This is a genomic window from Klebsiella sp. 10-1 (assembly GCF_009758445.1).
In the GTDB taxonomy this organism is placed as follows: Bacteria; Pseudomonadota; Gammaproteobacteria; order Enterobacterales; family Enterobacteriaceae; genus Klebsiella; species Klebsiella scottii.
Window position 1 is genome coordinate 386,924 of record NZ_WQRE01000004.1, and the last position, 19,707, is coordinate 406,630.

Genomic DNA, 19,707 nt, shown 5'->3' on the forward strand with positions numbered 1-19,707 from the left:
ATCAAATTGTAGGTTATTCAGCACAGTGAATAATGGTGGTGGGGGAAGGATTCGAACCTTCGAAGTCGATGACGGCAGATTTACAGTCTGCTCCCTTTGGCCGCTCGGGAACCCCACCACGGGGTAATGCTAATACTGGCCTGCTTCCTTCTGGGGAAGCGGGGCGCATCATACCAAATGACGCGCCCCTGTAAAGCATTCCGTTGATAAAAATAAACTGGTTGCCTGCTTTTTGCGCGCAAAGACGCAAAGCTAACCAGCTAATTTATCTATCGATTAAAGAATAATCGTTCGGTTGCCGTAGACGAACACGCGCTGCGCCAGCACCTGATACAGCGCACGGCTCAGCACGTTCTTCTCAACATCACGGCCGGCGCGCATCATATCTTCTGCCGTATAGGTGTGATCGACATGAATCACGTCCTGCATAATGATCGGGCCTTCATCCAAATTATCGTTCACATAGTGCGCGGTGGCGCCGATGATTTTGACGCCGCGCTCGTAAGCCTGATGATACGGACGGGCGCCAATAAAGGCTGGCAGGAATGAGTGGTGAATATTGATAATCTGGTTCGGGAAGCGGGAAACGAACTCTGGCGTCAGCACGCGCATATATTTCGCCAGCACCACATAGTCTGGTGCCAACGCTTCGATAGCATCGCCCATCTGCTTATCGTGCTCTTCACGCGTCAGGCCTTCATGGCTGACCAGCTGGAAAGGAATATCAAAACGCTCAACCAGCGTGCGCAGCGTCTCGTGATTACCGATAACCGCGGCAATCTCCACATCCAGACCGCCATAGTTAGCTTTCATCAGCAGATCGCCAAGGCAGTGCGCTTCTTTGGTGACCAGAATGACCACGCGTCGACGGCCCGCAGGCGTCAGTTCGCGAATTGAACCTTCCGGCAGCGCGCTATCCAAATCGGCCAGCAGAATGGCGTCATTGAAAATACCTTCCAGCTCGGTACGCATAAAGAAGCGGCCGGTTCGGTGATCGACAAACTCGTTGTTCTGCACGATGTTCAGCTCGTGCTTGTAGCAAATGTTGGTGATACGCGCGATGAGTCCTTTCTGATCAGGGCAAATAGTGCGTAGTACTTTACGTTGTAATGAATGCATCGCGGGGGAAATCCTGTAGTGTTTGCTATTGCTGACGCCGGTTTATTGGCCGCAGCATTTTTTAAATTTTTTACCTGAGCCACAAGGGCAGGGGTCATTACGACCAACCAGCGGTCGCGTGCCGTCGATATAGTACCACTGTCCATTTTCTTTTAAGAATCTGGAACGTTCAATAATTACGCCGGAACGGCTATCGTCGTTAAATCGTGCAATAAAGCTGACGAATCCTTCATCGGGATTTCGCCCCTCATCGGCGGCAAAGACGGTCAGCCCCAGCCAGTGCGTTTTGGTAAAACCGCTCTCCAGATCCGCGCGGAACCGCTGCGCCTGGCAAGAGGAGTGCCAGGTTTTAATCAGATAATCGGCATCTTTCATAACAAACGCACTGTAGCGGGATCGCATCAGCTGTGACGGGCCTGGCGCTGGCAGCGCGCCGGACAGATAACGCTGGCAACATGAGCTATACTCCAGAGCGCTGCCACAGGGACATAATGGCGACAAAGCGGCCTCCATGGAAAAAGAATTACGGCGTATCGACGCCAAAGTGTTTTATGTTAACTGAGCTGTGGCGATGATGCCATGTTCGCGGTGGAAGGAAGTATATCGGTAATAATGAGAAAGCTTAAGATTGGTCTGGCCTTAGGGGCGGGAGCTGCCCGAGGGTGGTCGCATATCGGTGTGATTAAAGCGCTACAGCGAGCAGGTATTGAAATTGACGTTGTTGCAGGGTGCTCTATCGGATCGCTGGTTGGCGCGGCCTACGCGTGCAACCGTCTTCCGGTTCTGGAAAAATGGGTCTGCTCTTTTAGCAACTGGGACGTACTGCGGTTGATGGATCTCTCCTGGCGTCGCGGAGGCCTGCTGCGCGGGGAGCGCGTATTCAATCAATATCGACAAGTCTTGCCTACCTCCGAAATTGAACGCTGCGATCGCCGGTTTGCGGCGGTGGCGACCAACCTCAGCACCGGCCGCGAACTGTGGTTTACCGAAGGCGATTTGCATCTGGCGGTCCGCGCTTCCTGCAGCATGCCTGGCCTGATGTCGCCCGTTATGCACAATGGCTACTGGTTGGTCGACGGCGCAGTCGTGAACCCCGTCCCGGTCTCTTTGACCCGTGCGCTGGGGGCAGATATTGTCATCGCCGTTGACCTACAGCACGATGCGCATCTGATGCAGCAGGATTTATGGTCTATCGAGAAACCGCGTGTAGAAGATGAGAAAGAATTTTCCTGGCATTCGCGTCTGCGCGCGCGGCTGACGGGAATGACCTCCCGGCAAACGACTACCGCTACGCCGACGGCAATGGAGATTATGTCCACCTCTATTCAGGTACTGGAAAATCGCCTGAAGCGTAACCGTATGGCGGGTGACCCACCGGATATTCTGCTACAGCCCTTTTGCCCACAAATATCGACCCTTGATTTCCATCGCGCCGGCGAAGCGATTGCTGCCGGTCACCTGGCGGTGGAAAAAAAGATGGATGAACTATTACCTTTGGTGCGCGCTTCGGCGTGACGCCCTTGACTTAGACTTCAGTAAATTCTGACAGGCGATAGTGTGAATTGCATGCCAATATTTAATTATCGTCAGCCAGAGGAGAGATCATGACGCAGCCATTGGCGGGAAAACAAATTCTGATCGTTGAAGACGAGCCCGTTTTCCGCACTCTTTTGCACTCCTGGTTAACCTCGCTAGGCGCAACTACCGCGCAGGCAGAGGATGGCGTTGAGGCACTACAGAAAATGGCCGAGTCGAAGCCCGACCTGATGATTTGCGATATCTCGATGCCGCGCATGAATGGCCTCGAACTGGTGGAGTATCTGCGTAACCAGGGCGAGCAGCTGCCGATTCTGATGATTTCGGCGACGGAGAATATGGCAGATATTGCCAGGGCGCTGCGTCTTGGCGTTCAGGATGTTCTGCTTAAACCGGTAAAAGATTTTGACCGCCTGCGTGAGACGGTGTATGCCTGCCTGTATCCCCACATGTTCAGTTCGCGTGTGGAAGAGGAGGAGCGGCTGTTTGAGGACTGGGATGCGCTGGTCAGCGACCCGAACGCGGCGTCCAGGCTGCTGCAGGAGTTACAGCCTCCGGTGCAGCAGGAAATATCGCGCTGCCGCATTCACTATCGTCAGCTGGTAACCGCCGATAAGCCCGGTCTGGTTCTCGATATTGCGCCATTATCGGAAAAAGATTTGGCATTTTACTGTCTGGATGTAACACGAGCAGGCGATAATGGCGTTCTCGCGGCGCTTCTGCTGCGCGCGCTGTTTAACGGTTTGCTTCAGGAGCAGCTGGCCCATCAAGGCCAGCGCTTGCCGGAAATGACCGGGTTGTTAAAGCAGGTCAACCAGCTACTTCGTCAGGCGAATTTACCGGGGCAATTTCCTCTGCTGGTGGGTTATTACCACAGCGGGTTGAAAAATTTGATTTTGGTATCGGCGGGGTTAAACGGCACGTTGAATACCGGAGAACATCAAATACAGATTAGTAATGGTGTGCCGCTTGGCACATTAGGTAATGCTTATCTCAACCAAATTAGCCAGCGTTGCTCCTCATGGCAGTGCCAAATTTGGGGGGCTGGAGGCCGTTTACGCTTGATGTTGTCTGCGGAATGAACAGTTAAGTTTATTTTCACGCTGGTAGGATTACCGCGCTGCCTTTGGCGGTGATACTATCGATGGGTTTTATACGTATAAGTCCTAATTCGAGAAAATCCGCACCTTTCAGACCAGGCTTACCGGGATGGGCTGATATACTCGGTGCGTTATATTATGACTAGTTTAAAAAACACACAGTCCAGGAGATTTCAATGGCTGCCCTTAATTCTAAAGTAAGAAAAGCTGTTATCCCGGTTGCGGGATTAGGCACCAGGATGCTGCCCGCTACCAAGGCTATTCCGAAAGAAATGCTGCCACTGGTAGATAAGCCTTTAATTCAGTATGTTGTTAACGAATGTATTGCGGCCGGGATTACTGAAATTGTTCTGGTGACGCACTCTTCCAAAAATTCTATCGAAAACCATTTCGATACCAGTTTTGAACTGGAAGCGATGCTCGAAAAACGTGTAAAACGTCAGCTTCTTGAAGAAGTCCAATCTATTTGTCCGCCGCACGTCACCATTATGCAGGTCCGTCAGGGTCTCGCTAAAGGCCTCGGCCATGCCGTGCTGTGCGCGCACCCGGTAGTAGGCGATGAGCCGGTAGCTGTTATTCTGCCGGACGTTATTCTGGATGAATTTGAATCCGATCTTACCCGCGATAACCTGGCAGAAATGATCGCTCGTTTCGACGAAACCGGATCCAGCCAGATTATGGTTGAGCCTGTTGCTGACGTGACCGCATATGGCGTCGTTGATTGCAAGGGCCAGTCCCTGCAGCCGGGTGAAAGCGTGCCGATGGTTGGCGTGGTAGAAAAGCCGAAAGCAGACGTTGCGCCTTCCAACCTGGCCGTCGTGGGACGCTACGTGCTGAGCGCGGATATTTGGCCGCTGCTGGCTAAAACGCCTCCGGGCGCAGGCGATGAAATCCAGCTGACCGATGCCATCGATATGCTGATCGAGAAGGAAACGGTTGAAGCCTACCATATGAAAGGCAAGAGCCATGATTGTGGTAATAAACTGGGTTACATGCAGGCTTTCGTTGAATATGGCGTGCGCCATAAAACGCTGGGTGCAGATTTTAAAGACTGGCTGGAAAAAGCCATCGCTAAGTAATCGTTATCTTTAGATATGAGAGCCGGGGACACAGGTATTGTTCCCCGGCTTTTTTATCTCAGTGAGTAAAGATAAAAAAAATCCCGCCGCGGCGGGATTTTTCAAATATGACGACTTATTAAAGCAGGAAATCGTCCAGAGATTTGCCTTGCTCATCCATCGCTTTTTTGATCACTGCCGGGGTGCGGCCCTGACCAGTCCAGGTTTTGGTTTCGCCGTTTTCATCAACGTAGCTATATTTCGCCGGACGTGCCGCGCGTTTGGCTTTGGTGCCCGCTTTAACTGCAGCCATGGTGCTCAGCAGTTCATTCGGATCAATACCATCAGCGATCAGCATTTCACGGTATTGTTGCAGTTTACGAGTACGCTCTTCAATTTCTGCAGCCGCAGCGCTTTCTTCTTCGCGACGTTCGTTAACGACAACTTCTAATTTTTCCAGCATTTCTTCTAGCGTTTCAAGGGTGCATTCTCTCGCCTGCGCACGAAGAGTACGGATGTTGTTCAAAATTTTAAGTGCTTCGCTCATTGTAGTAATCTCAAACTTATATTGTGGGGTGGTTTGTTGAACTAATAATAGAGCGATATAATCAGATGTGCAATAGGGTAGAATGTAAGGAATTCAAAATTACTTGTTATTTGTCCCGGTAATTAATTAATTTAAGTTAAATTTTTCGCGCGAGTTCACATCTTTCTAGCTTATAGCCTAACCGGAGTCGTAAGCTAAAACCCTGAGATAGTATGCTTTTCCCGGCAGCCAGGGAGTAAAATTATACTTTGCAGGGATAAATATCCACCTTCAGTATTAGCGCATTAGTTACGATGATGTTTAATATAAAACGCTGAACAAAATCCCTTATAACCGCCTGCAAAATGCACCGATTCGCACGAAAGGACAACTGCCGCAGCTCGCTGCACCCCGCGGTTTGGGCAAATAGCTGATGGCCTGATTGTATTAAAAAGCTTAATCTTTCAGAAGTCGGCGCGCGCAACATAAACCTCCGGCGCTTCCCTGAAGGGGCTGGCAGCGGCAGAAAATATGCTACAATCCCGCCGCGATAAAACACATTGATTGGGGTTACGCAGCCGATGGCACAACTTTATTTTTACTATTCTGCAATGAATGCAGGTAAGTCGACTGCGCTACTGCAGTCCTCATACAATTATCAGGAACGAGGCATGCGTGCCTTAGTTTATACGGCTGAGATTGATGACCGCTTTGGTTCCGGTAAGGTCAGCTCAAGAATTGGCCTCTCATCGCCGGCCCGACTGTTTAACCCGCAGACTTCATTATTTGCCGAGATTAGCGCTGAGCATGCAAAGCAGCCGGTTCATTGTGTATTAGTTGATGAAAGCCAGTTCCTGACCCGTGAGCAGGTGCATGAGCTATCCGAGGTTGTTGATGGGCTGGATATCCCGGTGTTGTGCTACGGCCTGCGTACTGATTTTCGCGGGGAGCTGTTTATCGGCAGTCAGTATTTATTAGCCTGGTCAGATAAGCTGGTTGAATTAAAAACAATCTGTTTTTGTGGCCGTAAGGCGAGTATGGTGCTGCGCCTCGATCGGGAAGGGCGGCCGTACAATGAGGGCGAGCAGGTGGTTATTGGCGGCAATGAACGCTATGTATCGGTCTGCCGTAAACATTATAAAGAAGCCTTAAAAGAGGGCTCTTTAACGCTTGTGCAAAGCAAACATCGCCCCTGCTAATCTCCCCTCGTCGATCTCGCTCAGGCGCACATCAGGCGCCTGATGACCTCCTGCTGTAATTCCCGCTGTCTATGATGGCCCGACGCTTTAGCGTCGCTCTGCGTCGGTTTTGCGACTGTAGCCAAAATCGTGACGATAAAAAAGGCCTCATCCAAAGATGAGGCCTCATATTTATTACCAGCGTAAATTAAGCGGATTTTTTCGCTTTTTTATCGGCTTTCGGTGCTGCGACAGTCTCTTTCTTCGCGGCAGCTTCGCCTTCGCTGAATTCGTTACCGTAGAAGGTATCCAGCAGAATCTGTTTCAGCTCGGCGATCAGCGGGTAGCGCGGGTTAGCGCCGGTGCACTGGTCATCGAATGCATCTTCAGACAGCTTGTCAACGTGGGCCAGGAAGTCAGCTTCCTGCACGCCAGCTTCGCGGATAGACTTAGGAATACCCAGTTCAGCCTTGATGCTTTCCAGCCATGCCAGCAGTTTCTCGATTTTCGCTGCGGTGCGGTCACCAGGTGCGCTCAGGCCCAGGTGGTCAGCAATTTCTGCGTAGCGGCGACGAGCCTGCGGACGGTCGTACTGGCTGAATGCGGTCTGTTTGGTTGGGTTATCGTTCGCGTTGTAGCGGATAACGTTACAAATCAGCAGGGCGTTCGCCAGGCCGTGCGGGATATGGAACTGGGAGCCCAGTTTGTGTGCCATCGAGTGACATACGCCGAGGAAGGCGTTAGCAAACGCGATACCGGCAATAGTCGCTGCACTGTGCACGCGTTCACGCGCTACCGGGTTCTTAGAACCTTCATGGTAGGACGCCGGCAGATACTCTTTCAGCAGCTTCAGCGCCTGCAGAGCCTGGCCGTCGGAGAACTCAGACGCCAGTACGGAAACGTAGGCTTCCAGGGCGTGAGTTACGGCATCCAGACCACCGAAAGCACACAGGGACTTCGGCATATCCATGACGAGGTTCGCATCGACAATCGCCACATCCGGAGTCAGCGCGTAGTCTGCCAGCGGATATTTCTGACCGGTCGCATCGTCGGTAACTACCGCAAACGGGGTCACTTCAGAACCGGTACCGGAAGTGGTAGTGACGGCGATCATTTTCGCTTTCACGCCCATTTTCGGGAACTTGTAGATACGTTTACGGATATCCATAAAGCGCAGCGCCAGGTCTTCGAAGTGGGTTTCCGGATGTTCGTACATCACCCACATGATTTTCGCGGCGTCCATCGGGGAACCACCGCCGAGGGCGATGATGACGTCCGGCTTGAAGGAGTTGGCCAGTTCTGCACCTTTACGTACAACGGTCAGCGTCGGGTCAGCTTCAACTTCAAAGAACACTTCGGTTTCAACGCCGGATGCCTTCAGTACGGAGGTGATCTGGTCGGCATAGCCGTTGTTGAACAGGAAGCGGTCGGTCACGATCAGCGCGCGTTTGTGACCATCAGTAATCACTTCATCCAGCGCGATTGGCAGAGAGCCACGACGGAAGTAGATAGATTTCGGAAGTTTGTGCCACAACATGTTTTCAGCTCGCTTAGCAACGGTTTTCTTGTTGATCAGGTGTTTCGGACCAACGTTTTCAGAGATGGAGTTACCACCCCAGGAACCACAACCCAGAGTCAGGGAAGGCGCGAGTTTAAAGTTATACAGGTCACCGATACCACCCTGAGAAGCCGGGGTGTTAATCAGAATACGTGCGGTTTTCATCATCTGGCCGAAGAAGGCCACGCGAGCAGGCTGGTTATCCTGGTCGGTGTACAGGCAGGAGGTATGACCGATACCGCCCATCGCCACCAGTTTTTCAGCTTTCTCAACGGCGTCTTCGAAGTTTTTGGCGCGATACATTGCCAGAGTCGGAGACAGTTTTTCGTGAGCAAACGGCTCGCTTTCATCAACGTCGGTCACTTCACCAATCAGAATTTTGGTGGTGTTCGGGACGGTGAAGCCTGCCAGTTCGGCGATTTTATACGCCGGCTGACCAACGATAGCGGCGTTCAGCGCGCCGTTTTTCAGGATGATGTCCTGAACCGCTTTCAGCTCTTTACCCTGCAGCAGGTAGCCGCCGTGGCTGGAGAAACGTTCGCGAACGGCGTCGTAGACGGAGTCAACAACGACTACTGACTGTTCAGACGCACAGATAACGCCGTTATCGAAGGTTTTGGACATCAGCACCGATGCAACGGCACGTTTAATGTCAGCGGTTTCGTCGATAACAACCGGCGTGTTGCCTGCACCAACGCCGATAGCTGGTTTACCGGAGCTATAGGCTGCTTTAACCATACCTGGACCGCCGGTCGCAAGGATCAGGTTAATGTCAGGGTGGTGCATCAGCGCGTTGGACAGCTCAACGGAAGGCTGGTCGATCCAACCGATCAGGTCTTTCGGCGCGCCGGCAGCAATAGCAGCCTGCAGAACGATGTCGGCCGCTTTGTTGGTGGCATCTTTAGCACGCGGATGTGGGGAGAAGATAATCGCGTTACGGGTTTTCAGGCTGATCAGTGATTTAAAGATTGCTGTAGAAGTTGGGTTCGTCGTTGGGACGATACCGCAAATAATACCGATAGGTTCTGCGATGGTGATAGTACCAAAGGTGTCGTCTTCGGAGAGAATACCGCAGGTCTTTTCATCTTTATAAGCGTTATAGATGTATTCAGAAGCGAAGTGGTTTTTGATCACTTTGTCTTCGATAATGCCCATGCCGGATTCGGCAACGGCCATTTTTGCGAGAGGGATTCGAGCGTCTGCGGCGGCCAGAGCGGCTGCACGGAAGATCTTATCAACTTGTTCTTGAGTGAAACTGGCATATTCACGCTGGGCTTTTTTTACGCGCTCTACAAGTGCGTTAAGTTCAGCGACATTAGTAACAGCCATAATGCTCTCCTGATAATGTTAAACTTTTTTAGTAAATCAGTAGCTCGATTCGACAGTATAGACAGGCGGTTAATAGCTTGCATCTAAATGTTAACGTATCGAATTTTGCTTTGCTGACTTCACTGATTTACTAACGAAGCTTTATTTCTCTATCCTCAGGTACTGCCGGCTTCCACTCTTTGGTGTAAACAAGATTACTCACTTCTGAGTACGATTTATGTGATTTAGATCAATTTTATGTCAAGCTGACACCTTTCAGCAGGCTATTTTTTGACCACTTAGATCAAGTGTAATGAAAAGGTATGCAAAATAAATGAATAAAACAGGTAAAAGAAACAAATATACAACATACGCAGTTTATCATTACGGTATGCATTTTTGAGATGAATTATGCTGTTAAAAAGCGTATCTTCTGCGCGAATATTTTATGACACCTACTGTCAATAGCCATATTTAATGATGCCGCGGAGCGCACTGTGACTCTATCGTTGTTTGATTTTTCAGCTTATTTCAAGTTTTTCATAGGGTTATTTGCGCTGGTTAACCCGGTTGGCATCATTCCGGTCTTCATTAGTATGACCAGCTACCAGAGCGCAGCGATCCGTAATAAGACCAATCTGACGGCGAACCTTTCCGTTGCCATCATCCTGCTGACCTCGCTGTTCCTTGGGGACGGTATTTTGCAAATCTTCGGTATTTCCATCGATTCATTCCGTATTGCCGGCGGGATCCTCGTCGTTACCATCGCGATGTCGATGATTAGCGGCAAGCTCGGGGAAGACAAACAGAATAAGCAGGAAAAGTCAGAGACGGCTATCCGCGAAAGCATTGGCGTGGTGCCGCTGGCATTACCGCTGATGGCCGGGCCAGGGGCGATTAGCTCAACCATTGTCTGGGGAACGCGTTACCACACGGTAGCCCACCTCTTCGGCTTCTCGGTGGCGATTGCGCTGTTTGCCCTGTGCTGTTGGGGGATTTTCCGCATGGCGCCGTGGTTGGTTCGCCTGCTTGGGCAAACCGGGATTAACGTGATCACGCGTATTATGGGTCTGCTGCTGATGGCGCTCGGAATTGAGTTTATCGTTACCGGCCTGAAGACGCTTTTCCCGGGTCTTCTGGTCTGAACGACCGCGCTGCGCGGGGCTTGAGGCTCCGCGCTTGCTTTATTATTAGCAAAACATATCAATAAAGCTGATAAAGGCGAGAAAGATAACTTTCTATGATGTCTGTTTATTCTTTTTAATATCAACGAATTACTTAATAATTCCGCGTTTCTGTTTCCCTTTTCCTCACCGCAACCACTGTTATTTTCTTCACATCATTCTCTGGTGCTTGCCGTCAGATAATTGAAATGATATTAGTAATTTCATAACAGCGGCAGATGAATGTGCTAAATAATAACCGATTGTTAAATTTTCGTACAAAAAAGCGCCTTTGCAGCGTTCCGCAGCATGTGTAGCGACCTTTTTTTTGTATCTGAATGATAAATAAACACTTTAATGCTCTTTTCGTGGAAAAGAATGGCAGGAGCCTGCCGCGGCAAGAGCAATAAAAGAGAATCCGGTAACATATTTGCAAATTGCATTGGCGGATGAGAAAGCCTTTTGGTACTTTCCGGCGTGATCGCTAACTGAATAACACCCGTAAATGAGAATTATTATTAAATAACTCATTGCGCATAAAGCGCCCCTGGACAGGGGGGGAAAGAATCGACGTCAAGGCTGCCGTTTGAGCGGTCGTAATAAATAAGTCGGTGATAGCAAGCAGTAAAGTCTGACAGCAGCAAAAACTCCTGCACTGTACAGAATCCCGAATAAGGGAAAAAAAGAGGCTGGTTAAATAGCCAGTAATTATAATGAGTGGAGTAACAACACAATGACCATCATCACCAAAAAAAATCTGGTAGCAGCGGGAATTTTCTCCGCGCTATTTACCGCGAACGTTGCTATGGCAGCAGATGTGCCTGCAGGGGTGCAGCTGGCGGATTCACAATCGCTGGTACGTAATAACGGAGCAGAGGTTCAGTCTCTGGATCCGCATAAAATTGAAGGTGTGCCGGAATCCAACATTAACCGCGATCTGTTCGAAGGTTTAGTGATTGGCGATATTCAGGGCCACCCGATTCCTGGAGTTGCCGAATCCTGGGATAATAAAGATTTTAAAGTCTGGACCTTCCATCTGCGTAAAGATGCAAAATGGTCCGACGGCACGCCGGTAACCGCACAAGATTTCGTTTATAGCTGGCAGCGTCTGTCCGATCCGAAAACCGCCTCACCGTACGCGAGCTATCTGCAGTATGGCCACGTTGCGAACGTTGATGAAATTATCGCCGGCAAAAAGCCAATTACCGATCTGGGCGTTAAGGCGCTCGACGATAAAACCTTCCAGGTTACCCTGAGCGAGCCGGTTCCTTATTTCTATAAACTGCTGGTTCACCCGTCCGTTTCACCGGTGCCAAAAGCGGCGATCGAAAAATATGGTGAGAAATGGACTCAGCCGGCAAATATTGTCACCAACGGCGCCTATAAACTGAAGGACTGGGTCGTTAACGAACGTATTGTGCTTGAGCGTAATACTCAGTACTGGGATAACGCTAAAACCGTTATTAACCAGGTGACCTATCTGCCTATTTCTTCAGAAGTCACCGACGTTAACCGCTACCGCAGCGGCGAAATCGACATGACCTATAACAACATGCCGATTGAACTGTTCCAAAAGCTGAAAAAAGAGATCCCGAAAGAAGTTCACGTTGATCCGTATCTCTGCACCTATTACTACGAAATTAACAACCAGAAAGCGCCGTTTACTGACGTTCGCGTGCGTACCGCGCTGAAAATGGCGCTGGATCGCGACATTATCGTTAATAAAGTGAAGAATCAGGGCGATCTGCCGGCATATAGCTATACCCCGCCATATACCGACGGCATGAAGGTTGTTAAACCAGAATGGTTTACCTGGACTCAGGATAAGCGTAACGAAGAAGCGAAAAAACTGCTGGCTGAAGCCGGGTATACCGCTGATAAACCGCTGACCTTTAATCTGCTGTACAACACGTCCGATCTGCATAAAAAGCTGGCCATCGCCGTGGCATCCATCTGGAAGAAAAACCTTGGCGCCAACGTGAAGCTGGAAAATCAGGAATGGAAAACCTTCCTTGATAACCGCCATCAGGGCACCTTCGACGTGGCGCGTGCGGGCTGGTGTGCTGACTACAACGAACCAACCTCATTCCTGAATACCATGCTGAGCGACAGCTCAAACAACACCTCGCACTATAAGAGCCCGGCGTTCGATAAAATTATCTCTGCAACGCTGCAAACCAATGATGACGCCAAACGTGCGGAGCTGTATGCACAGTCAGAGCAGCAGCTGGATAAAGACTCTGTAATTGTACCGGTCTTCTATTACGTCAACGCCCGCCTGGTTAAACCGTGGGTAGGCGGCTATACCGGTAAAGACCCGTTAGATAATATCTACGTTAAAAACCTGTATATTATCAAACATTAATGGCAAGACGTGGGGCAGGCATCGCTTGCCCCACCGTGTCTGAATTCATCGCATACGATAGGCACACGCCAGAAGGTACGGGCAATGTTAAAATTTATTTTTCGTCGCTGTCTGGAAGCGATTCCGACGCTGTTTATTCTTATAACTATCTCTTTCTTCATGATGCGCCTTGCGCCGGGAAGTCCATTTACCGGTGAACGTACGCTGCCGCCAGAAGTGCTGGCGAATATTGAAGCAAAATACCATTTAAATGACCCCATCATGACCCAGTACTTCAATTATCTGAAGCAGCTGGCACACGGTGATTTCGGTCCTTCTTTTAAATATAAAGACTATTCGGTGAACGACCTGGTGGCCTCAAGCTTCCCGGTTTCCGCCAAATTAGGCTTTGCCGCCTTCCTGCTGGCGGTGGTTCTCGGCGTGAGCGCCGGCGTAGTTGCGGCCCTCAAGCAAAATACCAGGTGGGATTATGCGGTCATGGGGGTGGCAATGACCGGCGTCGTCATACCCAGCTTCGTGGTCGCGCCGCTGCTGGTGATGATTTTTGCCATCACCCTGCACTGGCTACCCGGCGGCGGCTGGAACGGTGGGGCGCTGAAGTTTATGATCCTGCCGATGGTGGCTTTGTCACTCGCCTATATCGCCAGCATCGCGCGTATCACCCGCGGTTCGATGATTGAAGTTCTGCACTCTAACTTTATCCGCACCGCGCGGGCGAAGGGGCTGCCGATGCATCGTATCATCCTGCGTCATGCGCTGAAGCCTGCGCTGCTGCCCGTCCTCTCCTATATGGGGCCGGCGTTCGTTGGGATTATCACCGGTTCAATGGTTATCGAGACTATCTACGGTCTCCCGGGGATCGGCCAGCTGTTCGTCAACGGCGCGCTTAACCGCGACTATTCCCTGGTTCTCAGCCTGACGATTCTGGTCGGTGCGCTGACTATTCTGTTTAACGCGATTGTTGATGTGCTGTATGCCGTTATCGATCCGAAGATTCGCTATTGAGGCTGGGGTTCGCCATGATGTTAAGTAAGAAAAACAACGAGGCGCTGGAGAACTTCAGTGAAAAGCTGGAAGTCGAAGGGCGTAGCCTATGGCAGGATGCCCGCCGCCGCTTTATGCATAACCGCGCGGCCGTGGCCAGCCTGGCGGTGCTGATCGTCATCGCGCTGTTCGTGACCATTGCGCCGGTGGTGTCGCAGTTTTCCTATTTCGACACCGACTGGGGCATGATGTCCAGCGCGCCTGATGCGGCGTCCGGCCACTACTTTGGTACCGACTCATCCGGTCGTGACCTGCTGGTTCGCGTCGCTATCGGCGGGCGTATCTCGCTGATGGTTGGCGTCGCCGCCGCGCTGGTGGCGGTGATCCTCGGTACGCTCTACGGCTCGCTTTCCGGCTATCTCGGCGGCAAGATCGACTCGGTCATGATGCGTCTGCTGGAGATCCTCAACTCCTTCCCGTTCATGTTCTTCGTTATCCTGCTGGTGACCTTCTTTGGCCAGAACATACTGCTGATATTCGTCGCCATCGGGATGGTTTCCTGGCTGGATATGGCGCGTATTGTGCGCGGCCAGACGCTGAGCCTGAAGCGCAAAGAGTTTATCGAAGCAGCCCAGGTCGGGGGCGTCTCGACGTTCAGTATCGTGGTTCGTCACATTGTGCCTAACGTACTGGGCGTGGTGGTGGTGTATGCCTCGCTGCTGGTACCGAGCATGATCCTGTTCGAATCCTTCCTCAGCTTCCTGGGACTGGGCACTCAGGAGCCGCTCAGCAGCTGGGGAGCGCTGCTGAGCGATGGCGCGAACTCAATGGAAGTGTCGCCGTGGCTGCTGCTGTTTCCTGCGGGGTTCCTGGTGGTAACGCTGTTCTGTTTTAACTTTATCGGCGATGGCCTGCGTGATGCCCTCGACCCGAAAGACCGCTAAGGAGCGCCGTCATGAGCATAATTGAAACGGCAAAAGCGCCGCAGGCGCAGCAGCAATCCGGGCTGCTACTGGATGTTAAAGATCTCCGCGTGACCTTTAAGACGCCGGATGGCGATGTCACCGCGGTTAACGACCTTAACTTTAACCTGCGGGCCGGGGAGACGTTAGGCATCGTAGGAGAGTCGGGGTCCGGCAAGTCGCAGACCGCCTTTGCGCTGATGGGACTGCTGGCGGCCAACGGCTATATCGGCGGCTCGGCGACGTTTAACGGCCGGCAGATCCTTAACCTGCCGGAGCGCGAGCTGAATAAGCTGCGCGCCGAGCAGATTTCGATGATTTTTCAGGACCCGATGACCTCCCTGAACCCGTATATGCGGGTCGGCGAGCAGCTGATGGAGGTTCTGATGCTGCACAAAGGGCTGGGGAAAGCCGAAGCGTTTGAAGAATCGGTGAAGATGCTGGATGCGGTTAAGATGCCCGAAGCGCGCAAGCGGATGAAAATGTATCCGCATGAGTTTTCTGGCGGTATGCGCCAGCGCGTGATGATCGCCATGGCGCTGCTGTGCCGGCCAAAGCTGCTGATCGCCGATGAACCGACGACGGCGCTGGACGTGACGGTTCAGGCGCAGATTATGACCCTGCTGAATGAACTTAAACGCGAATTCAATACGGCGATCATTATGATTACTCACGATCTGGGCGTGGTCGCCGGGATCTGTGACAAAGTTCTGGTGATGTATGCCGGTCGCACCATGGAGTACGGCCACGCGCGCGATGTCTTTTATCATCCGTCGCATCCGTACTCTATCGGCCTGCTGAATGCGGTTCCGCGCCTGGATGCTGAAGGCGATGCGCTGTTAACCATCCCAGGCAATCCGCCGAACCTGCTGCGCCTGCCTAAGGGTTGTCCGTTCCAGCCGCGCTGTCCGCATTCGATGGAGATTTGTACTAGCGCTCCACCTCTGGAGGAGTTTGCCCCTGGCCGCCTGCGTGCCTGCTTTCAACCGGTGGGAGATCTGCTATGAACGCCGTGACTGAACAAAGAAAAGTCCTGCTCGAAATCGCCGATCTCAAAGTCCACTTTGATATTAAAGATGGTAAGCAGTGGTTTTGGCAGCCGGCTAAAACGCTGAAAGCGGTTGATGGCGTAACCCTGCGTCTGTATGAAGGCGAAACGCTGGGCGTGGTGGGCGAATCCGGCTGCGGTAAATCCACCTTTGCCCGCGCGATTATTGGTCTGGTGAAAGCGACCGAGGGTCGGGTTGCGTGGCTTGGCAAAGATTTGCTGGGCATGAAGCCGGACGAGTGGCGCGACGTGCGCAGCGATATTCAGATGATTTTCCAGGACCCGCTGGCGTCGCTGAACCCGCGTATGACCATCGGGGAGATTATTGCCGAGCCGCTGCGCACCTATCATCCGAAAATGTCGCGCCAGGAAGCTCGCGATCGGGTGAAAGCGATGATGATGAAAGTCGGCCTGCTGCCGAATCTGATCAACCGCTATCCGCACGAGTTTTCCGGCGGCCAGTGCCAGCGTATCGGTATTGCCCGTGCGCTGATCCTTGAGCCTAAGCTGATTATCTGCGATGAGCCGGTGTCGGCGCTGGACGTGTCGATTCAGGCCCAGGTGGTAAACCTGCTGCAGCAGCTGCAGCGCGAAATGGGGCTGTCGCTGATCTTCATCGCTCACGACCTGGCGGTGGTTAAGCATATATCCGATCGTGTGCTGGTCATGTACCTGGGCCACGCGGTGGAGCTGGGCACCTACGATGAGGTGTACCACAACCCGCTGCACCCTTATACCAAAGCGCTGATGTCTGCGGTGCCGGTTCCCGACCCGGATCTGGAAAAGAATAAAACCATCCAGCTGCTGGAGGGGGAGCTACCCTCGCCGATAAACCCGCCGTCGGGATGCGTTTTCCGTACGCGCTGTCCCATTGCCGGGCCGGAATGCGCTAAAACGCGGCCGGTGCTGGAGGGGAGTTTCCGACATGCGGTTTCCTGCCTGAAGGTAGACCCGTTATAATCTCCGGGGCTGACGTTGGTCAGCCCTTTTTTTTGCGAGGTTAACGTGGCTGTCAATATTCACGCCGCCCGTCAGCGGCTATTTCATTTGCTCTTCGATCAGCATCGGCGATCCGGGCGGCGCTTTGAGGGGCTGTGCGGGGTTTTTGCGCTCCTCAGCGTGGTGGTTATTTTTATCGAGTCGGGCGTGGGAACCCAGTACCACCTGTCCGTTGACGAATGGCATATTTTCGTCTGGCTGGAGCTTTTTGTTACCGCCGTTTTTACCCTCGAATATATCCTGCGCATTGTCAGCTGGCCCAATCCGCTCAGGTATATTTTCAGCTTCTGGGGGCTGATTGATTTAGCGACGATTTTACCGCTGTACGTGATGTGGCTGTGGCCGGAAATAAGCCTTAACTACGTCTTTGCCTGGCGCGCGATGCGCGCAATTCGCGCCTTGCGTATTCTCAAGCTGCTGCGGTTTATGCCGTCGCTGAATATTTTCTGGGCTGCTATCGTCAGCGCCCGCCATCAGCTGATACTGTTTTATTCATTTATTGCCATTGTGATGGTTATCTTTGGTTCGCTGATGTATCTGATTGAGGGGCCGCAGTATGGTTTCACCACGCTCAATGCTTCGGTGTACTGGGCTATCGTGACGATAACAACGGTTGGCTATGGCGATATTACGCCGCATACGCCGCTGGGAAGAATTCTGGCATCGGTGCTGATATTAATTGGGTATTCAATTATTGCGATCCCAACCGGCCTGATTACCACCCATATGACCACGGCCTTTCAGAATCGCCGCACTCAGCGGATCTGCCCGAGTTGCCAGCAGGGGGCTCATGATAAAAACGCGCGTTATTGCCACTCCTGCGGGAGCGAGCTGGCGGAACCGGCGGCTGAATAAATAAAAATGCCTGCCGGTCGTTAAACGGGCAGGCATTTTTCAGGCCGGCAGACGCCGGAATGAAATCTTATTCACGCCACAAAATATGGCACAGCTTGTGATCTTTCTCGCGGCACAGCAGGACGCGGGCGAAGATATCGTTGATTTCGCCGCCGTCGGTGTCAGCCAGGCCAATCACCACCTCGGCGAAGAAGTCCGGGTTGAGATCGTAATCGACGTGCTCTTGCCAGTCTTCTGCCGGATCAAAGAGTTCGGCACCGCCGCGCTCTTCAAACTGCAGGTTAAACAGAATGACATCCGCCGGGTCGAGGTTGTCGACCGCCAGCTCGAGAAAGATATCGTAAGCCTGCTCAAGCGTTTCATCTTCGGTCAGGCGATTGTTTAAATCCATATCCATGATTGCTACCCGTTTAACATCTGATTGGCACGTTTTACAGCAACGGACTGAAGAAGTAAAACAGTCGCTCCGCTATCCGCTGCCAGAGCGGACGTTTTAACCATAAGCGGGCGTCGAGCAGGCGCGAGCGGGAAATATAATCATCCTGTACCGCCGCCAGATCGCCGCCAAAACCGGCATCATCAATAACCAGCGTAATTTCGAAATTGAGCCACAGGCTGCGCATATCGAGATTGACGGTACCCACCAGGCTCAGCTCGCCGTCGACCAGCACGCTTTTGGTGTGCAGCAGCCCGCCTTCAAACTGATAAATTTTCACCCCGGCTGCCAGCAGCTCGGTGAAGAAGGCCCGGCTGGCCCAGCCGACGAGCAGCGAGTCATTCTTGCGCGGCAAAATGATGCTGACGTCAACACCACGCTGGGCGGCGGTGCAGATTGCGTGCAGCAAATCGTCGCTTGGCACGAAGTAGGGGGTGGTCATGATCAGATGTTCTTTGGCGGAATAGGCGGCGGTCAGCAGCGCCTGGTGAATCAAGTCTTCCGGGAAGCCTGGGCCAGAGGCGATGGTATGGATGGTGTGTCCGCTGGCCTCCTCAAACGGCATAATATTGAGATCCGGCGGCGGCGGCAGGATCCGTTTACCGGTTTCGATTTCCCAGTCACAGGAGTAAACGATGCCCATCGCCGTAGCGACCGGGCCTTCCATACGTGCCATCAGATCGATCCACTGGCCGACGCCGGAATCCTGCTTAAAGAAGCGCGGGTCTACCATATTCATACTGCCGGTGTAGGCAATATAGTTATCAATCATCACCATTTTACGGTGCTGGCGCAGATCCATCCGGCGTAAAAACACGCGCATCAAATTAACCTTCAGCGCTTCGACCACCTCGATGCCGGCATTGCGCATCATCGCTGCCCACGGGCTGCGGAAGAAGGCGACGCTGCCGGCGGAGTCCAGCATTAAGCGGCAGTGCACGCCGCGCCGGGCGGCGGCCATTAGCGATTCTGCGACCTTATCGGCCATCCCTCCGGGCTGCCAGATATAAAACACCATCTCGATATTGTGGCGAGCCAGCTGAATATCGCGAATCAGCGCCTGCATCACGTCGTCTGACTCGGTCAGCAGCTGCAGCTGATTGCCCTTGACGCCGGCGATCCCCTGGCGACGTTCGCAGAGCTGAAACAGCGATTCGGCGACCGGACTATTCTCGTTGGCAAAAATATGCTTGCAGGCCTTGAGATCGTTGAGCCACTTTGCGGTGGAGGGCCACATTGCCCGCGCCCGTTCGGCCCGGCGTTTGCCGAGATGGAGTTCACCAAACGAGAGGTAGGCGATAATTCCAACCAGAGGAAGAATATAAATAACCAGCAACCACGCCATTGCTGAAGGGACGGCGCGCCGTTTCATCAATATGCGTAATGTTACACCGGCGATCAGTAACCAGTAACCGAGGATGACTAGCCAGTTCACCACCGTGTAAAAGGTTGTCATAGATGAAAAATCCTTTTGAATAACTCTATTTTATGAGTTTACGCATCAACATCCAT

The 19,707-nt window shown here is 52.3% G+C and carries 17 protein-coding genes and 1 tRNA gene; 11 read left to right on the forward strand and 7 right to left on the reverse strand.

Annotation, left to right across the window (positions count from 1 at the left end; all coding sequences use genetic code 11):
- Positions 1–33: 33 nt before the first annotated feature.
- From GO007_RS17360 to GO007_RS17370, 3 genes are all read right to left on the reverse strand, one after another.
- A tRNA-Tyr gene (locus GO007_RS17360) sits at positions 34–118 on the reverse strand.
- 158 nt (positions 119–276) lie between these two features.
- Positions 277–1,119, reverse strand: a complete 843-nt coding sequence (gene purU, locus GO007_RS17365) for a formyltetrahydrofolate deformylase (protein ID WP_041146078.1) — start codon at positions 1,117–1,119, stop codon at positions 277–279.
- 42 nt (positions 1,120–1,161) lie between these two features.
- Positions 1,162–1,620 (reverse strand): YchJ family protein, encoded by a 459-nt coding sequence (locus GO007_RS17370; protein WP_143350187.1) that lies wholly within the window; start codon positions 1,618–1,620, stop codon positions 1,162–1,164.
- A 111-nt stretch (positions 1,621–1,731) separates the two neighbouring features.
- Here GO007_RS17370 and rssA point away from each other — a divergent pair, with 111 nt between their 5' ends.
- From rssA to galU, 3 genes are all read left to right on the forward strand, one after another.
- Positions 1,732–2,634 carry a patatin-like phospholipase RssA gene (gene rssA / locus GO007_RS17375; RefSeq protein WP_095102008.1) on the forward strand — a complete coding sequence of 301 codons (903 nt, stop codon included), beginning with the start codon at positions 1,732–1,734 and terminating at the stop codon, positions 2,632–2,634.
- An 89-nt stretch (positions 2,635–2,723) separates the two neighbouring features.
- Positions 2,724–3,737 carry a two-component system response regulator RssB gene (gene rssB / locus GO007_RS17380; RefSeq protein ID WP_095102009.1) on the forward strand — a complete coding sequence of 338 codons (1,014 nt, stop codon included), beginning with the start codon at positions 2,724–2,726 and terminating at the stop codon, positions 3,735–3,737.
- A gap of 194 nt (positions 3,738–3,931) precedes the next feature.
- The gene (galU, locus tag GO007_RS17385; RefSeq protein ID WP_095102010.1) at positions 3,932–4,834 is read left to right on the forward strand and encodes a UTP--glucose-1-phosphate uridylyltransferase GalU; all 903 of its coding nucleotides are present in this window, start codon (positions 3,932–3,934) and stop codon (positions 4,832–4,834) included.
- Positions 4,835–4,952: 118 nt separating this feature from the next.
- Here the strand turns inward: galU and hns are convergent, their stop codons facing one another.
- Positions 4,953–5,360, reverse strand: a complete 408-nt coding sequence (gene hns, locus GO007_RS17390) for a histone-like nucleoid-structuring protein H-NS (protein WP_041146073.1) — start codon at positions 5,358–5,360, stop codon at positions 4,953–4,955.
- A 560-nt stretch (positions 5,361–5,920) separates the two neighbouring features.
- Between hns and tdk the strand changes: the two genes are divergently transcribed.
- A complete protein-coding gene (tdk, locus tag GO007_RS17395; RefSeq protein WP_095102286.1) occupies positions 5,921–6,538 on the forward strand; it encodes a thymidine kinase in 618 nt (205 codons plus the stop codon).
- A 187-nt stretch (positions 6,539–6,725) separates the two neighbouring features.
- On the opposite strand, the gene adhE is transcribed toward tdk, so the two are convergent.
- Entirely contained in the window at positions 6,726–9,404 is a 2,679-nt protein-coding gene (gene adhE, locus GO007_RS17400; protein ID WP_095102011.1) for a bifunctional acetaldehyde-CoA/alcohol dehydrogenase, read from the reverse strand.
- Positions 9,405–9,880: 476 nt separating this feature from the next.
- Here adhE and GO007_RS17405 point away from each other — a divergent pair, with 476 nt between their 5' ends.
- From GO007_RS17405 to GO007_RS17435, 7 genes are all read left to right on the forward strand, one after another.
- The gene (locus GO007_RS17405; RefSeq protein ID WP_095102012.1) at positions 9,881–10,528 is read left to right on the forward strand and encodes a YchE family NAAT transporter; all 648 of its coding nucleotides are present in this window, start codon (positions 9,881–9,883) and stop codon (positions 10,526–10,528) included.
- A 751-nt stretch (positions 10,529–11,279) separates the two neighbouring features.
- Positions 11,280–12,911, forward strand: coding sequence for an oligopeptide ABC transporter substrate-binding protein OppA (gene oppA, locus GO007_RS17410; RefSeq protein ID WP_095102013.1), 1,632 nt, complete (start codon positions 11,280–11,282; stop codon positions 12,909–12,911).
- 84 nt (positions 12,912–12,995) lie between these two features.
- The gene (gene oppB / locus GO007_RS17415; protein WP_095102015.1) at positions 12,996–13,916 is read left to right on the forward strand and encodes an oligopeptide ABC transporter permease OppB; all 921 of its coding nucleotides are present in this window, start codon (positions 12,996–12,998) and stop codon (positions 13,914–13,916) included.
- Between the two features lie 14 nt (positions 13,917–13,930).
- Entirely contained in the window at positions 13,931–14,839 is a 909-nt protein-coding gene (oppC, locus tag GO007_RS17420; protein ID WP_095102017.1) for an oligopeptide ABC transporter permease OppC, read from the forward strand.
- Positions 14,840–14,850: 11 nt separating this feature from the next.
- Positions 14,851–15,864 carry an ABC transporter ATP-binding protein gene (oppD, locus tag GO007_RS17425; protein WP_095102020.1) on the forward strand — a complete coding sequence of 338 codons (1,014 nt, stop codon included), beginning with the start codon at positions 14,851–14,853 and terminating at the stop codon, positions 15,862–15,864.
- The gene (oppF, locus tag GO007_RS17430) at positions 15,861–16,865 is read left to right on the forward strand and encodes a murein tripeptide/oligopeptide ABC transporter ATP-binding protein OppF (RefSeq protein ID WP_095102022.1); all 1,005 of its coding nucleotides are present in this window, start codon (positions 15,861–15,863) and stop codon (positions 16,863–16,865) included. The genes oppD and oppF overlap by 4 nt, the downstream gene beginning before the upstream one ends.
- Positions 16,866–16,910: 45 nt before the next feature.
- Entirely contained in the window at positions 16,911–17,759 is an 849-nt protein-coding gene (locus GO007_RS17435) for an ion transporter (protein ID WP_095102288.1), read from the forward strand.
- Positions 17,760–17,826: 67 nt separating this feature from the next.
- On the opposite strand, the gene GO007_RS17440 is transcribed toward GO007_RS17435, so the two are convergent.
- Positions 17,827–18,156 carry an HI1450 family dsDNA-mimic protein gene (locus GO007_RS17440; RefSeq protein WP_095102024.1) on the reverse strand — a complete coding sequence of 110 codons (330 nt, stop codon included), beginning with the start codon at positions 18,154–18,156 and terminating at the stop codon, positions 17,827–17,829.
- A gap of 34 nt (positions 18,157–18,190) precedes the next feature.
- A complete protein-coding gene (cls, locus tag GO007_RS17445; protein WP_095102025.1) occupies positions 18,191–19,651 on the reverse strand; it encodes a cardiolipin synthase in 1,461 nt (486 codons plus the stop codon).
- Between the last annotated feature and the right edge of the window lie 56 nt (positions 19,652–19,707).

Bases quoted from the DNA above. Each gene is read 5' to 3' on its own strand.
- purU (WP_041146078.1), bottom strand. From the start codon at position 1,119: ATGCATTCATTACAACGTAAAGTACTACGCACTATTTGCCCTGATCAG.
- rssA (WP_095102008.1), top strand. From the start codon at position 1,732: ATGAGAAAGCTTAAGATTGGTCTGGCCTTAGGGGCGGGAGCTGCCCGA.
- rssB (WP_095102009.1), top strand. From the start codon at position 2,724: ATGACGCAGCCATTGGCGGGAAAACAAATTCTGATCGTTGAAGACGAG.
- galU (WP_095102010.1), top strand. From the start codon at position 3,932: ATGGCTGCCCTTAATTCTAAAGTAAGAAAAGCTGTTATCCCGGTTGCG.
- hns (WP_041146073.1), bottom strand. From the start codon at position 5,360: ATGAGCGAAGCACTTAAAATTTTGAACAACATCCGTACTCTTCGTGCG.
- tdk (WP_095102286.1), top strand. From the start codon at position 5,921: ATGGCACAACTTTATTTTTACTATTCTGCAATGAATGCAGGTAAGTCG.
- adhE (WP_095102011.1), bottom strand. From the start codon at position 9,404: ATGGCTGTTACTAATGTCGCTGAACTTAACGCACTTGTAGAGCGCGTA.
- oppA (WP_095102013.1), top strand. From the start codon at position 11,280: ATGACCATCATCACCAAAAAAAATCTGGTAGCAGCGGGAATTTTCTCC.
- oppB (WP_095102015.1), top strand. From the start codon at position 12,996: ATGTTAAAATTTATTTTTCGTCGCTGTCTGGAAGCGATTCCGACGCTG.
- oppC (WP_095102017.1), top strand. From the start codon at position 13,931: ATGATGTTAAGTAAGAAAAACAACGAGGCGCTGGAGAACTTCAGTGAA.
- oppD (WP_095102020.1), top strand. From the start codon at position 14,851: ATGAGCATAATTGAAACGGCAAAAGCGCCGCAGGCGCAGCAGCAATCC.
- oppF (WP_095102022.1), top strand. From the start codon at position 15,861: ATGAACGCCGTGACTGAACAAAGAAAAGTCCTGCTCGAAATCGCCGAT.
- GO007_RS17440 (WP_095102024.1), bottom strand. From the start codon at position 18,156: ATGGATATGGATTTAAACAATCGCCTGACCGAAGATGAAACGCTTGAG.
- cls (WP_095102025.1), bottom strand. From the start codon at position 19,651: ATGACAACCTTTTACACGGTGGTGAACTGGCTAGTCATCCTCGGTTAC.